This window comes from Polaromonas sp., assembly GCF_010365105.1.
Taxonomy (GTDB): Bacteria; Pseudomonadota; Gammaproteobacteria; order Burkholderiales; family Burkholderiaceae_C; genus Polaromonas.
Map to the genome: position 1 here is coordinate 19729 of NZ_JAAFGZ010000023.1, position 13263 is coordinate 32991.

Genomic DNA, 13263 nt, shown 5'->3' on the forward strand with positions numbered 1-13263 from the left:
TTTTTCATCCAAAAACCCCCGCACTGCGCTCATCCGGCCAACGGAAAACTCCTCAAGCCGAGCAGTCGCTCGGCGCGGTGCAGGTCCTCCAGCGTGTCGATGTCCAGAATGCAACCGGCGTCCTGCACCGGCCACAGCGTTTCGCCCCAGGCGCGCACCAGGGCGGCAGCGCCCTGCGGGCCCGTGAGCTGCATTAGTTCAGGCCCGCAGCGCGCCGAAAACCGCACCGGGTGGCCGCGCTGCGGGCCATTGACCGGACCCTCCGCGTGACCCGAGGTGACCAGCGGAACCACCACGTCCAGCGACTGTGGCGCCTGCGCGATCTGGCGCAGCGTCTCCGGCTGCACCAGCGGCAAGTCGCCCGGCAGGATCAGCCAGGCCGGGCTGCCCGCCGTCACGCGAACACCGGCGGCAATCGAGTCGCCCATGCCGGGATGCATCGCTGCTTCAAGATGCCAGGGCAGACCCGAGGCCTGCACGGCCCTCAGCGTGTGCTCCAACACGCTGCAGCCGCCCAGCCGGGCCTGCAGCTTGGCGCCGCTACCGCCGCTGGCCACGAACCGCTCGCCGCGTCCGGACGCCAGCACGATCACCATGGGCAGCACGGCCACGGCTTCAGCCCTGCACCACCGCACTGGCGGGACGCGCCCCCACAAGCTGCGCGTTCTTGACTTCGATGACCTGCGCCATGACCGACACGGCAATTTCCGCCGGCGTCCGGGCGCCGATGCGCAGCCCCACCCGCCCTTGCAGGCGGTCCAGTTCCTGCGCACTCAGTTCGAAATGCTCGCCCAGGCGCTGCTTGCGCGCCATCTGGTTGCGCGCCGAACCGAGCGCACCAACATAAAACGCATCCGAGGTCAGCGCTTCCAGCAACGCCATGTCGTCGAGCTTGGGGTCGTGCGTCAGCGCGACGATGGCCGTGTGCGCGTCGGGCAGGAGTTCGCGCACCACGTCGTCAGGCATGCCGGGCAGGCGCGTCACACCCGACAGATGCGGTATGGCCGCGTAAGCTTCACGTGGATCGCACACCAGCACCTCGAAGTCGAGCATCAGCGCAATATTGGCCACCGCCTGGCTCAGCTGGCCTGCGCCAATCAACAGCAAACGCCAGCGCGGGCCGAACACCGTGGTCAAGGTGAGGCCGTCAAACTGCAAACCGGCGCCACGCGAGGCATTGCTGAGCGTGATATTGCCAGTGGCCAGCGTCAGGGTGCGCGCCACCCGCTGATGCCGGGCCGTGCGCCGCAGCACGTCCTCGACCCAGGCGATCTCCTCAAGCGACTCCTGCACCAGCCGCAACGTGCCGCCGCACGGCAGACCAAAGCGCGCCGCTTCCTCGCGGCTGACGCCGTAGGCCATCATGGCCGGCTTGGGGCTGCTGTGGGCGCCCTCGGACGAGCGGATGCGGGCAATCAGGTCATCCTCGACGCAGCCGCCCGACACCGAACCGCTCACCGCGCCGTCACCGCGCACGGCCAGAAGCGCACCGGGTGGGCGCGGCGCGCTGCACCAGGTTTGCACCACCGTGACCAGCGTGACCGGCCAGCCGGCACGGCGCCAGCCCAGGGCATCGGCCAGCACACGCAAATCCAGACTTTCCATTTAAAGCTCCAGGGTTCGGGCAGACACAGCCGTGCCAGTGTCCCCAAGGCAGGATGTTCTTTTGTGAAGGACGCGGCCGGCTTTGGCAGACAGCCAACCCCTATAATCTCCGTTTACCACCTTAGCGAACTTGCAGGTTCGTACATGGCATGACCAAATTTGTCTTCGTCACCGGCGGTGTGGTGTCTTCCCTGGGCAAGGGAATCGCCTCAGCCTCGCTGGCTGCGATCCTTGAATCGCGCGGCCTCAAGGTCACCCTCATCAAGCTCGACCCCTACATCAATGTAGACCCGGGAACCATGTCGCCTTTCCAGCACGGCGAGGTGTTCGTGACCGAAGACGGCGCCGAAACCGACCTGGACCTGGGCCACTACGAGCGTTTCGTCGAAACGCGGATGCGCAAGGCCAACAACTTCACCACCGGCCAGATCTACCAGAGCGTGCTTGAAAAAGAACGCCGCGGCGACTACCTCGGCAAGACGGTCCAGGTGATTCCGCACATCACCAACGAAATCCAGGACTTCATCAAGCGCGGCGCGCGTTACGACACGCCGGATGCGGTGGATGTGGCCATTGTCGAAATCGGCGGAACGGTGGGCGACATCGAGTCCCTCCCCTTCCTTGAAGCGGTTCGCCAGATGAGCCTGCGCATGGGGCCGAACAACACCGCCTTCGTGCACCTGAGCTACGTGCCGTGGATTGCCGCCGCCGGCGAACTCAAGACCAAGCCGACGCAGCACACCGCCAAGCAGTTGCGCGAGATCGGCATCCAGGCCGACGTGCTGCTGTGCCGCGCCGACCGCCGCATTCCCAACGAGGAACGCGAGAAAATCTCGCTGTTCTCCAACGTGCCCGAATGGGGCGTGATCTCGATGTGGGACGTGGACACCATCTACAAGGTGCCGCGCATGCTGCACGAGCAAGGGCTGGACGGCCTGATCTGCGACAAGCTGCGCTTGAACACGCCGCCGGCCAACCTCAAGCGCTGGGACGACCTGGTCTATGAAACCGAGCACCCGCAATCCGAGGTCAGCATTGCCATGGTCGGCAAGTACGTGGAACTGAGCGACAGCTACAAGTCGCTCAACGAAGCGCTGCGCCACGCCGGCATGAAAAACCATGCCAGGGTGCGCATCACCTACTTCGATTCGGAAACCCTGAACCCCGACACCGTGTCGTGCCTGGCGGCGTTCGACGGCATCCTGGTGCCCGGCGGCTTCGGCATTCGCGGCGTCGAAGGCAAGATCTGCGCGGCGCGCTTTGCCCGTGAACACAAGATTCCCTACCTCGGCATCTGCCTGGGCATGCAGGTGGCGACCATCGAGTTTGCGCGTCATGTGGCCGGACTGAAGGACGCCAACAGCACCGAATTCGACCCCGCTACCAAGCACCCGGTGATTGCCCTGATCACCGAATGGAAGGACGCCGACGGCACCATCAAGACGCGTCATGCCAAGTCCGACCTGGGCGGCACGATGCGCCTGGGCGCGCAAAGCTCCGACGTGGCGCCGAATACCCTGGCGCACCAGATCTATGGCGACGTGGTGACCGAACGCCACCGCCACCGCTACGAAGCCAACGTCAACTACCTGGACGCGCTGCGCAAGTCGGGCCTGGTGATTTCAGCGCTGACGCAGCGCGAGCACCTGACCGAAATCGTCGAGTTGCCGCAGGCCGTACACCCCTGGTTCATCGGCGTGCAGTTCCACCCTGAATTCAATTCGACGCCGTGGAACGGCCATCCGCTGTTCAATGCCTACATTGCCGCCACCCTGGCGCACCGCGACGCGGCCAGCCTGGCACAGACGGCGGACGCAGCCACTCCCCTCAAAGTGGTGGCATCGGCATGATGCCTTGCCGATTCGGGACCGGACTGAAGCAATCGTCAGCACAGCTCACAGGCCCGAATACCGTTTCCTTCACCTAGACAAAAGCCTGTCTGATAAAACTTCTTCTTTTTACTTCCCAAGGAAAAAAATGAGCGCAATTGTTGATATCGTGGGCCGCGAAATTCTCGACAGCCGTGGCAACCCCACCGTCGAATGCGACGTGTTGCTGGAGTCCGGCGTGATGGGCCGGGCAGCCGTGCCTTCGGGCGCCTCCACCGGCTCGCGCGAAGCCATCGAGCTGCGCGACGGCGACAAGTCGCGCTACCTTGGCAAGGGCGTGCTCAAGGCGGTGGGCCATATCAACAATGAAATCTCTGAAGCCGTGCTCGGCCTGGACGCCAGCGAGCAGGCCTTCCTGGACCGCACGCTGATCGAACTCGACGGTACCGATAACAAGTCCCATCTGGGCGCCAATGCCATGCTGGCCGTTTCCATGGCCGTGGCCCGTGCCGCCGCCGAGGAAGCCGGCCTGCCGCTGTACCGCTACTTTGGCGGCATGGCGGCGGTGCAAATGCCGGTGCCCATGATGAACGTCATCAACGGCGGCGAGCATGCCAACAACAACCTGGACATCCAGGAATTCATGATCATCCCGCTGGGCGCGCCGAGCTTTCGCGAAGCCCTGCGTTATGGCGCCGAGGTGTTCCATGCCCTGAAGAAAATCCTGAACGACAAGGGCATCAGCACCGCTGTCGGCGACGAAGGCGGTTTTGCGCCCAATGTGACCAACCATGAAGCGGCGATCCAGATGATCCTGGAAGCCATCGACAAGGCCGGTTTTGTCGCGGGCGAGCAAATCGCCCTGGGTCTGGACTGCGCCGCCTCCGAGTTCTACAAGGACGGCAAGTACGAATTGTCCGGCGAAGGCCTGAGCCTCACCGCGCAGGAATGGACCGACATGCTGGCAACCTGGGTCGACAAGTACCCGATCATCAGCATCGAGGACGGCATGGCCGAAGGCGACTGGGACGGCTGGAAAATCCTGACCGACCGTCTGGGCAAGAATGTGCAGATCGTCGGCGACGACCTGTTCGTCACCAACACCAAGATCCTGAAGGAAGGCATCGACAAGGGCATCGCCAATTCGATTCTGATCAAGATCAACCAGATCGGCACGCTGACCGAAACCTTCGCTGCCATCGAAATGGCCAAGCGCGCCGGCTACACCGCCGTGATCTCGCACCGCTCGGGCGAAACCGAGGACTCGACGATTGCCGACATCGCCGTCGGTACCAACGCCGGCCAGATCAAGACCGGCTCGTTGTCGCGTTCGGACCGCATGGCCAAGTACAACCAGCTGCTGCGCATCGAGGAAGACCTGGGCGAAGTTGCGGTTTACCCGGGCCGGGCTGCTTTCTACAACCTGCGCTAAGGCAGTCGCCAGCCCATGGGCAAACGTTTATTGGTTCCTGCCGTTCTGCTCATACTGCTCGGGCTTTTCCAGGCCCAGCTGTGGATGGGAAGGGGCAGCATCCCCAGCGTGCGCGAGATGCAGCAGCGTCTGGAGCAGCAGTTGGCGAACAACAAGGTGAACCAGGCGAGCAACGACCAGTTGGCCACCGAGATCAAGGACCTGCAGGAAGGCCTGGAGATGGTCGAGGAAAAAGCGCGCAGCGAACTCGGCATGGTCAAGCCCAATGAAATGTTTGTCCAGTTCACCGAATAAGCTGTCTGCCCGGTGGCTGGCAAAAAACGCGTCTGTTCATGGCCGGCTCCATCCACTTGCATCGCCATGCTGAAGTTTGCCCTGTTGGGTGCTTGTCCGGTTCAGCTGTCCGAACTTGCCGCCGCCCTGAACCAGGCGGTAAAAGCCCTGGAAGGTCAAATTATGCTGGTGACAGCATGCACCGCCGATGCCCTGCCCGCGGGCTTGTCCGACTTTGACCTGGTGTTGCTGTCAGGGCTTGAAGCGCCATTTTTTGTGCTGCGCAAGACGGGGCCTGATCCTGCTCCCGCTCCTGACCAGGAAGCGGTCGATCGTTCAATTCGCACCGCGCTGGCAGAGACTGCCGTTTCCTACCGGGTGCTGTATGGCACGGCCGGCGAGCGGCTTGCCCATGCGCAGCAGGCAGTGGAAAGCCTGCTGCCGGCAGCCAGTCGACCAAGGCAAGCCAGCCTCACGGGCGGCTTGAAAAAACAGCCCTGGGTCTGGATGTGTGACAAGTGCAGCGACCCGCAGTGCGAGCATCGGCTGCTGACGGCCTTGCTGGCCCGGCGCGACAGCGTGGCTTCAACGCCTGAACAGCAGTCGCGCCTTTATTGAACCGTTGCCGTCGGCGGCGGCTGCTGGAGCGGGTGCGTGAAAAGCTGCGCCGCATCGACGGGATCGAATTCATACTGCGCGCCGCAGAATTCGCAGGCCACATCGACCTGGCCGCGCTCGGCAATGATGCTTTCAATCTCCGCCGTTCCCAGGCCGCGCAGCATGTTGCCCACGCGTTCGCGCGAGCAGCTGCAGGCAAAGCTCGGCGTGAGCGGCTCGAAGCGCGTGACAGGCTCTTCCCAGAACAGCCGGCGCAAGATCGTATCGACATCCAGGGTGAGCAATTCCTCGCGCTTGAGCGTGCCGGCCAGCAGGGCGATGCGCTGGTAGTCTTCGTTCACGCCAATCTGGTCTTCATTGGCCTGGCGGTTCATCTGGCCTTCGAGGTTGCCCTGACCCTTGACCGGCAGGCGCTGGATCAGCAGGCCGGCGGCCACGTTGCCATCGGCGGCCAGAATCAAACGCGTGTCGAGCTGCTCGCTTTGCAGCATGTAATGCTCCAGCACCTCGCTGAGCTTCTCGATTTTTTCATGCTGGTCGCCAAACAGCGGCACCACGCCCTGGTAGGGCTGCTGGCCCGGGAACTTGTCCTTCGGGTCGAGCGTGATGGCGCACCGGCCTTCGTTCTTCACGTTGACCAGCTGGCTCAGGGAACTGCCCCCGGGCACGTCGCCGGTCACGGTGGCGGTGGCGCGCAGGCTCAGGTCGGGCTGGACCTCGGCCACGGCCAGCTTGACCGGGCCGTCGCCGAAAATCTGCAGGATCAGCGCGCCGTTGAAGCTGATACTGCTCTGCATCAGGGCGCCGGCCGCCGTCATTTCGCCCAGCAGCTGCAGGACCTCGGCCGGATAGCCGCCGGCCGCCTCGCGGCGCTTGAGGATTTCCTGCCATGAATCGGTCAGGCGCACGATCATGCCGCGAACCGGCAGGCCATCGAAGATGAATTTATGCAGTTCAGACATGGAGCCCCCACGCTTGTCGCTTCGCGTACTGCGCTGCCCCCCGAGGGGGCCGCTGCGCCTGCGGCCCGGCAAAGCCGGTTCCGTGGCCCTGGCTGGCCCGGAACGCTACCGCTTCCATGCTTGTCGCTTTGCGTACTTCGGTTCGTCTGCGGCTAGATAAAGCCGGTACTGCAGCTCCTGCTAATCGGTGCGGGGTCGGGGACGGCCGCGTTTTTGAATGGTTCATGTTCTGGATGTCGCTCTCGATGTCTTTCTGGAGGCCGTTCAGGCCAGTTTCTTGAGTCCGGCTTTGTAGCGCCGGGCATTGTCCATATAGTGCTGCGCGCTCATTTTTAAACCCTCGATCTGTTCGGGCGAGAGTTGCCTGACCGCCTTGGCCGGGCTGCCCAGGATCATGCAACCGTCGGGAAACTCCTTGCCCTCGGTGACCAGCGAGCCGGCGCCGACCAGGCAGTTCCTGCCGATCTTCGCGCCATTGAGCACCACGGCCTGGATGCCGATGAGCGAGCCGTCGCCAATCGTGCAGCCGTGCAGCATGACCTGGTGGCCGACGGTGACGTTTTCGCCGATCACCAGCGGCAGGCCTTCGTCGGCATGCAGCACGCTGTTGTCCTGGATGTTGGAGCCCTTGCCGACCGTGATGGTGGCGGTGTCGCCCCGGGCCACCACGCCGAACCAGACACTACTGCCCTCGGCCAGCTTCACATTGCCCATGACCTGCGCGCTGTCGGCGACCCAGGCCGATGCATGGATGGAAGGTTGCAGATCGTCCAGCTGGTAAATAGCCATGGGATTCCTTGGGAGTAGCAGGTTGAGCAGGGGGTGAAAACGGCTTTTGATTGTAGGCAGGCGCCGGCCAGCGTGTTCCGGCCGGGATTCTGCCCTTCAACTCGCATCAACGACAATCCGGGCATGACCGCCACGCCCCCCGCGCCCGAACTGCGCCAGCTTGCCCTGCAGGCAATCCTGGAGCCTGATCCACAACAAAAAGTGCTGCTTGCGCAAGCCCTGCAAGCGCAAGCAGCTACTATTTTCATAGCTACCGACCAACCTTTCAGCGCGCCAGCCGGTGTGCCGGGTTGTCCCCTCCGGCCCGAATTGCTTTTGCACCTGAACATGCCCCGGCGCTCGCCCTTCACGCCGGACGGGCTGGCCGCGCTGCTGCATGCGGTGACGCACATCGAATTCAACGCGATCAACCTGGCGCTTGATGCCATCTGGCGCTTTACCGGCATGCCGCGCGCCTATTACCTCGACTGGCTCCGGGTGGCGGCCGAGGAGGCCGAACACTTCAGCCTGTTGCGCAGCCACCTGCAAACCCTGGGCTACGACTACGGCGACTTTGCGGCGCACACCGGCCTGTGGGACATGACGCGAAAAACTGAAGGCGATGTGCTTGCGCGCATGGCGCTGGTGCCGCGCACGCTGGAAGCGCGCGGGCTGGACGCCACGCCGCCGATGCAGGCCAAGCTGCGCAAGGTCGGCACGCCGCAGGCGCTGCGTGCCGTGGACATCCTGGACATCATCCTGCGCGATGAGATTGGCCATGTCGCCATCGGCAACCACTGGTACCGCACCCTGTGCGCCCAGCGCGGACTGGAGCCGCTGGCCACCTATGCGCTGCTGGCGGCGCAATACGGCGCGCCACGCCTGAAAGGGCCGCTGAACCTGCAAGCCAGGCGCCAGGCAGGCTTCAGCGAAGCCGAACTGGACGAGCTGAACGCCAGCGCCTGAGGGTGCCCTGCCCTAGTCCAAACGGTCCAATCACCTTTTCGCACAGCTGGACTGGACGGCGCTACATTTGAAAACGTTGGCAGGAGACCATGGGGCGAATGAAAACAGGAGACTCGCAATGATGATGAAGCTACTGATTCAAAAGGCAAAAATCAAATTTTTTGAACCCGGTGAAGTCAGCGGGTCCATGGTCCGTCCCGTGGCCGGCCCGTTGCAGCCGGATATGTCGAGCCGGCTGCTCAGCCTCAACCGGCTGAGTGCCGAGCAGCAACGCATCCAGCTTCTCGAAAGCCAGATACAGCAGCTGCGCGCCGACGTGGCCCGATGGAAAAATTCGTCGCTGTGCTTTGCGCATGAAATGCGCAACCTGCTCACCGACTGAGGCGTTGGTTCGACAGCAGCCGCCCCTGAGCGGAGGCCGGCGTCCGGGCCGCAGACTGGGCATTTCAGGTGATGGCGGCCCGTATGGAGGCGCGCTAGACTTTTTGCAATCCCAAGGAGTTGCGCATGTCCTCGTTCATGGCTTCCGGTCCTTTGTCCGCCCTTTCAGCCCTGCCCGACGGGATGGCCGTGCGCTTGCCGCAGGGCCAGCAGTTCGGAGCGGCGGATGCGCCGGTCCGGCTGTCGCTGTCCCGGTGGTCGAGCATCGCCCGCCTCAAGGCAGGACAGATAGGCGCGCTGGCCGAAGAGTATGTCGAGGGCAAGCTGCAGTTCGAGGGTGCCATGCGCGATGTGATGGGCGTGATGCTCAAGCTCCTGCCGCACAGCCCGATGCAAAGCGACACCGGCTGGTGGTCCCGCCTGATGACCCGGGCACGTTCCGCTTCAACCCACACGCGCGCCCGGGACTCGGCGCAGATACAGTTCCATTACGATGTTTCAGATGCTTTCTATGGGTTGTGGCTGGACCCGCGCCGCGTCTATTCCTGCGCCTATTACCAGGACAGCGGCATGACCCTGGCGCAGGCGCAGGACGCCAAGCTTGAGCATATCTGCCGCAAGCTGATGCTCAGGCCGGGTGAGCGTTTCCTGGACATTGGCGCCGGCTGGGGCGCGCTGCTGCTGTGGGCCGCCGAGCACTATGGCGTCGATGCGACCGGCATCACGCTGTCGGAAAACCAGTACCAGCATGTGCGGCAGCTGATCGCCGGCAAGGGACTGGAGCGCCGGGTGCGCATCGAACTTCGCGACTACCGCGACCTGCCCGAAGCACAGCCCTTCGACAAGATATCGTCGGTCGGCATGTTCGAGCATGTCGGCCAGGCCAACATGGACGCCTATTTTGGCAAGATCATGCAGTTGCTGGCGCCGGGCGGACTGGTCCTGAACCATGGCATCACCGCAGGCGACCTGCAACACCGCCAAATGGGCGCCGGCATGGGCGACTTCATTGAAAAATACATTTTCCCGGGTGGCGAGTTGCTGCATGTCAGCGCCGTGCTCGGCCACCTGGCAAATTCAGGCCTGGAAATGGTCGATACCGAAAACCTGCGGCCGCACTATGGCCGCACGCTGTGGGAATGGTCCGATGCGCTGGAAGCGCACCTGGACGAAGCACGCCAGGCGCTGGCGGCTGACAACCCGCCCGAACGTGCCGAAAAGATACTGCGTGCCTACCGGCTGTACCTGGCAGGCAGCGCCATGAGCTTCGAGCAGGGCTGGATTGCGCTGCACCAGGTGCTCGCGACGCGGCCGGCAGCGGCCTTTCAGGGCGAAGTCATCCGCGGCGCGAAGTCGGCCTACCCGTTCCGGCGTGACTACATGTACCCGGCCAGCGCCTGAGCGTGTGCCATTCAGCCGCGCGGATGGTGTTCGGCGTGGATGGCCTTGAGCCGCTCGCGCGCCACATGGGTGTAGATGGTGGTGGTGGAAATGTCGGCATGGCCGAGCAGCATCTGCACCGCGCGCAGGTCGGCGCCGTGGTTCAGCAGGTGCGTGGCGAAAGCATGGCGTAGCGTGTGCGGCGACAGCGGCGAATGAATGCCGGCCAGCAGCGCATACTTTTTCACCAGCTTCCAGAACATCACCCGGCTCATGCCGTGGCCGTGGCTGGTGACGAACAGGTCATCGGTCTGCTGGCCCCCCAGGATGGCCGGCCGCGCCTCGGCGATGTAGCGCACGATCCATTCGCGCGCCACCTGGCCAAACGGCACCAGCCGCTCGGTGCTGCCCTTGCCCAGGACGCGCAGCACGCCCTCGTTCAGGCCGACATGAAACGTCTTGAGCCCGACCAGCTCGCTGACGCGCAGGCCGCTGGCATACATGGTTTCCAGCATGGCGCGGTCGCGCAGCCCGAGCGGCGTGTCGTCGTCGGGCGCCGACAGCAGGGCCTCGACCTGCGGCTCGGACATCACCTTGGGAACGCGTAGCGCCTGCTTGGCCGACGCGAGCTTGAGCGTGGGGTCGGCGGCCACCAGGTTTTCGCGCAGCGCCCAGCGAAAGTAGCGCTTGAACACCGTCAGGCAGCGGTTCGCCGAGGTGGCCTTGGTCACTGCATGACGAAACGCAAAGTAGGCCTTGATGGCGTCTTCATCCGAATCGTCGAGCGTGCGCTGCTGCTGTTCGTTGCCATTGAGCCAGACGGCATACAGCGACAGGTCGCGCCGGTAGGCCGCCAGCGTGTTGCGGGACAGGCCGTCCTCCAGCCACAGGGCGTCGATGAACGCGTCGATGGCCGACTGGCTTTGCGGGTGCATGCCGGGCGCCGGTAGCAAAGACGGGGCGTCCGGCGCATCGGCCGCCTGCGGCAATGGCAATAGCGGGGGATTAATCAAGCTTTAGCTTCGAGGTTTCGACGACCTTTTTGTACACGTCGTACTCGGCCTTGATCTGGGCGGCGAACTGCTCGGGCGTGTTGGCGACGATCAGCGAGCCGGTGTCCTCGATGCGCTTGCGCACGGCCGGGTCTTCGAGCGCCTTTTTCACGCTGGCGTTGACCTTGTCCACCACCTCTTTCGGCAGCCCCTTGGGGCCGACGATGCCGTAGTAGGCCATGCGGTTGACCGGCTCCAGGCCGACCTCCTTGAAGGTCGGCACGTCGGGCAGCGCGGCCAGACGTTCGGGCGCGGCGACGACGATGGGAATCAGCCGCTTTTGCAGGGCAAACGGCAAGGTCGAAGGCAGGTTGTCAAAAATGATCGGCACCTGACCGGCCACCGTGTCGTTCAGCGCCGGACCCGAGCCACGGTAGGGAATGTGCGTGATGAAGGTGCCGCTCAGGTTTTTGTACAGTTCCATCTGCAGGTGGGCAATCGAGCCGGTGCCGGACGAGGCAAACGAATATTTGCCCGGATTTTTCTTCAGCTCGGCGACAAACTCCTTGTAGTTGCGCGCCGGAAAGCTCGGATGCACGGCAATGATGTTGGGTGTGGCGGCAATGTTGATGATCGGCGTGAAGTCGGTCAGCGGGTTGTAGGGAATTTTCGGGTTGATGGCGGGGTTGGCGGCGGTGGTGGACACCGTGGCAATGCCCAGCGAATAGCCGTCGGGCTGCGCGCGCGCGGTTTCGGTGGCACCAATCACACCGCCGCCACCGGCCTTGTTTTCAACAATCACCACCTGGCCCAGCGCCTTGCCCAGCGGCTCGGCCATGACGCGGCCAATGATGTCGGTCGTGCCGCCCGGCGCAAACGGAATCTGCAGCTTCACGACCTTGTTCGGATAACCCTGGGCCAGCACGGCGCCCGGGGCAGCGCCGAGGGCAAGGGCAGAAAAAGCCAGCAGGTAGCGACGTTTCATGATCAGTTCCTTGGAAGAAGACAACCGTGCATCGTAAACGCTGCCGTTGGCGCAGTCCCCTGTGGAATACGCATAAGGGCTAACCCCATGATTGCGGTTATTCTTCGCCCGGTGATATACGCCCAGCTGCTTCTGCCTGACTTTTCGCTCATCTTGTGCGGCTACCTGCTGTGCCGCTACACGCCGCTGAACCGCACGGTATGGGGTCCGGTGGAAAGCCTGGTCTATTATTTTTTGTTTCCGTTGCTGCTGTTCCAGTCCATCGTCAAAAGCCCGCTCGACCTGGCAGCGACCTCCAACCTGATCGGCGCCGGCGCGGCGCTGGGGCTGGCCGGCGTCGTTCTGGTCTACAGCCTGCCTTACCTGCCCGGCTTGCGTCGGCACATCGACCTTCGCGAGCATGCCGCCAGCGCGCAGGTGGCTTTTCGCTTCAACTCCTTCATCGGCCTGGCGCTGGCCGAGCGGCTGGCGGGCAGCCAGGGGCTGCAGCTCATCGCCGTGCTGATCGGCGTGAGCGTGCCGCTGCTCAACATGGCGGCGGTGTGGCCCATGGCGCGGCATGCGGGCAGCGGTTTTTTGCGTGAACTGCTGCGCAATCCGCTGATCCTGGCCACGGCGGCCGGCCTGGTGGCCAATCTGCTGGGGTTCAGCCTGCCCGCCTGGTCCATGCCGACGCTGTCGCGCCTCGGCGCCTCGGCCATCGTGCTGGGCCTGATGGCGGCCGGCGCCGGCATGCAACTGGGACACCTGTCGCAAGCCAAAACCCTGTCGGTGGCGGTGCTGTCAATCAGGCATGTCCTGATGCCGTTGGTGGCGCTGGGATTGGCCCGGACCTTTGGCCTGGATGCCATGCAAAGCACCATTTTGCTGGCGTTTTCCGGCCTGCCGACGGCGTCAAGCGCTTATGTGCTGGCTGCGCGCATGGGTTACAACGGCGGCTACGTCGCAGGCCTCGTCACGCTGTCCACGCTGCTGGGCGTGGTGAGCCTGCCGTTCGCGCTGGGCCTGCTGAACTGAGGTTGGCGGGCGCGGCACACTCGTTGCTACGTATTTGATAGCTGCTCATGCATGT

The 13263-nt window shown here is 63.9% G+C and carries 14 protein-coding genes; 8 read left to right on the forward strand and 6 right to left on the reverse strand.

The annotated features are described in order from the left end of the window. Positions 1-29: 29 nt before the first annotated feature. Together GZ092_RS14770 and GZ092_RS14775 are read right to left on the reverse strand one after the other, a co-directional pair. Positions 30-596, reverse strand: coding sequence for an NTP transferase domain-containing protein (locus GZ092_RS14770; RefSeq protein WP_293637528.1), 567 nt, complete (start codon positions 594-596; stop codon positions 30-32). Positions 597-615: 19 nt separating this feature from the next. Next, positions 616-1605, reverse strand: a complete 990-nt coding sequence (locus tag GZ092_RS14775) for an XdhC family protein (RefSeq protein WP_293637487.1) — start codon at positions 1603-1605, stop codon at positions 616-618. A gap of 149 nt (positions 1606-1754) precedes the next feature. On the opposite strand from GZ092_RS14775, the gene GZ092_RS14780 reads away from it, so the two are divergent. The 4 genes from GZ092_RS14780 to GZ092_RS14795 all read left to right on the forward strand — a co-directional run bounded on the left by GZ092_RS14780 (position 1755) and on the right by GZ092_RS14795 (position 5757). After that, entirely contained in the window at positions 1755-3455 is a 1701-nt protein-coding gene (locus GZ092_RS14780) for a CTP synthase (protein ID WP_293637488.1), read from the forward strand. A gap of 127 nt (positions 3456-3582) precedes the next feature. After that, positions 3583-4866, forward strand: coding sequence for a phosphopyruvate hydratase (gene eno / locus GZ092_RS14785; RefSeq protein ID WP_293637489.1), 1284 nt, complete (start codon positions 3583-3585; stop codon positions 4864-4866). 15 nt (positions 4867-4881) lie between these two features. Continuing rightward, positions 4882-5160, forward strand: coding sequence for a septum formation initiator family protein (locus GZ092_RS14790; RefSeq protein ID WP_293637490.1), 279 nt, complete (start codon positions 4882-4884; stop codon positions 5158-5160). 66 nt (positions 5161-5226) lie between these two features. Then, positions 5227-5757, forward strand: coding sequence for a hypothetical protein (locus GZ092_RS14795; RefSeq protein WP_293637491.1), 531 nt, complete (start codon positions 5227-5229; stop codon positions 5755-5757). On the opposite strand, the gene GZ092_RS14800 is transcribed toward GZ092_RS14795, so the two are convergent. Next, positions 5751-6719, reverse strand: coding sequence for an Hsp33 family molecular chaperone HslO (locus GZ092_RS14800; protein ID WP_293637493.1), 969 nt, complete (start codon positions 6717-6719; stop codon positions 5751-5753). The genes GZ092_RS14795 and GZ092_RS14800 overlap by 7 nt on opposite strands. A gap of 264 nt (positions 6720-6983) precedes the next feature. Further along, entirely contained in the window at positions 6984-7508 is a 525-nt protein-coding gene (locus tag GZ092_RS14805) for a gamma carbonic anhydrase family protein (protein WP_293637495.1), read from the reverse strand. 123 nt (positions 7509-7631) lie between these two features. On the opposite strand from GZ092_RS14805, the gene GZ092_RS14810 reads away from it, so the two are divergent. The 3 genes from GZ092_RS14810 (at position 7632) to GZ092_RS14820 (ending at position 10235) form a co-directional block, all read left to right on the forward strand. After that, positions 7632-8453 (forward strand): ferritin-like domain-containing protein, encoded by an 822-nt coding sequence (locus GZ092_RS14810; RefSeq protein ID WP_293637497.1) that lies wholly within the window; start codon positions 7632-7634, stop codon positions 8451-8453. Positions 8454-8571: 118 nt separating this feature from the next. Continuing rightward, positions 8572-8835, forward strand: coding sequence for a hypothetical protein (locus GZ092_RS14815; RefSeq protein ID WP_293637499.1), 264 nt, complete (start codon positions 8572-8574; stop codon positions 8833-8835). A gap of 125 nt (positions 8836-8960) precedes the next feature. Beyond that, positions 8961-10235 (forward strand): class I SAM-dependent methyltransferase, encoded by a 1275-nt coding sequence (locus GZ092_RS14820; protein ID WP_293637501.1) that lies wholly within the window; start codon positions 8961-8963, stop codon positions 10233-10235. A gap of 11 nt (positions 10236-10246) precedes the next feature. Here GZ092_RS14820 and xerD read toward each other — a convergent pair whose 3' ends face one another. After that, positions 10247-11149, reverse strand: a complete 903-nt coding sequence (gene xerD / locus GZ092_RS14825; RefSeq protein ID WP_293637530.1) for a site-specific tyrosine recombinase XerD — start codon at positions 11147-11149, stop codon at positions 10247-10249. Between the two features lie 70 nt (positions 11150-11219). Next, positions 11220-12191, reverse strand: a complete 972-nt coding sequence (locus GZ092_RS14830; protein ID WP_293637502.1) for a tripartite tricarboxylate transporter substrate binding protein BugE — start codon at positions 12189-12191, stop codon at positions 11220-11222. A gap of 111 nt (positions 12192-12302) precedes the next feature. On the opposite strand from GZ092_RS14830, the gene GZ092_RS14835 reads away from it, so the two are divergent. Next, positions 12303-13208, forward strand: coding sequence for an AEC family transporter (locus tag GZ092_RS14835; RefSeq protein WP_293637532.1), 906 nt, complete (start codon positions 12303-12305; stop codon positions 13206-13208). Positions 13209-13263: the final 55 nt, after the last annotated feature.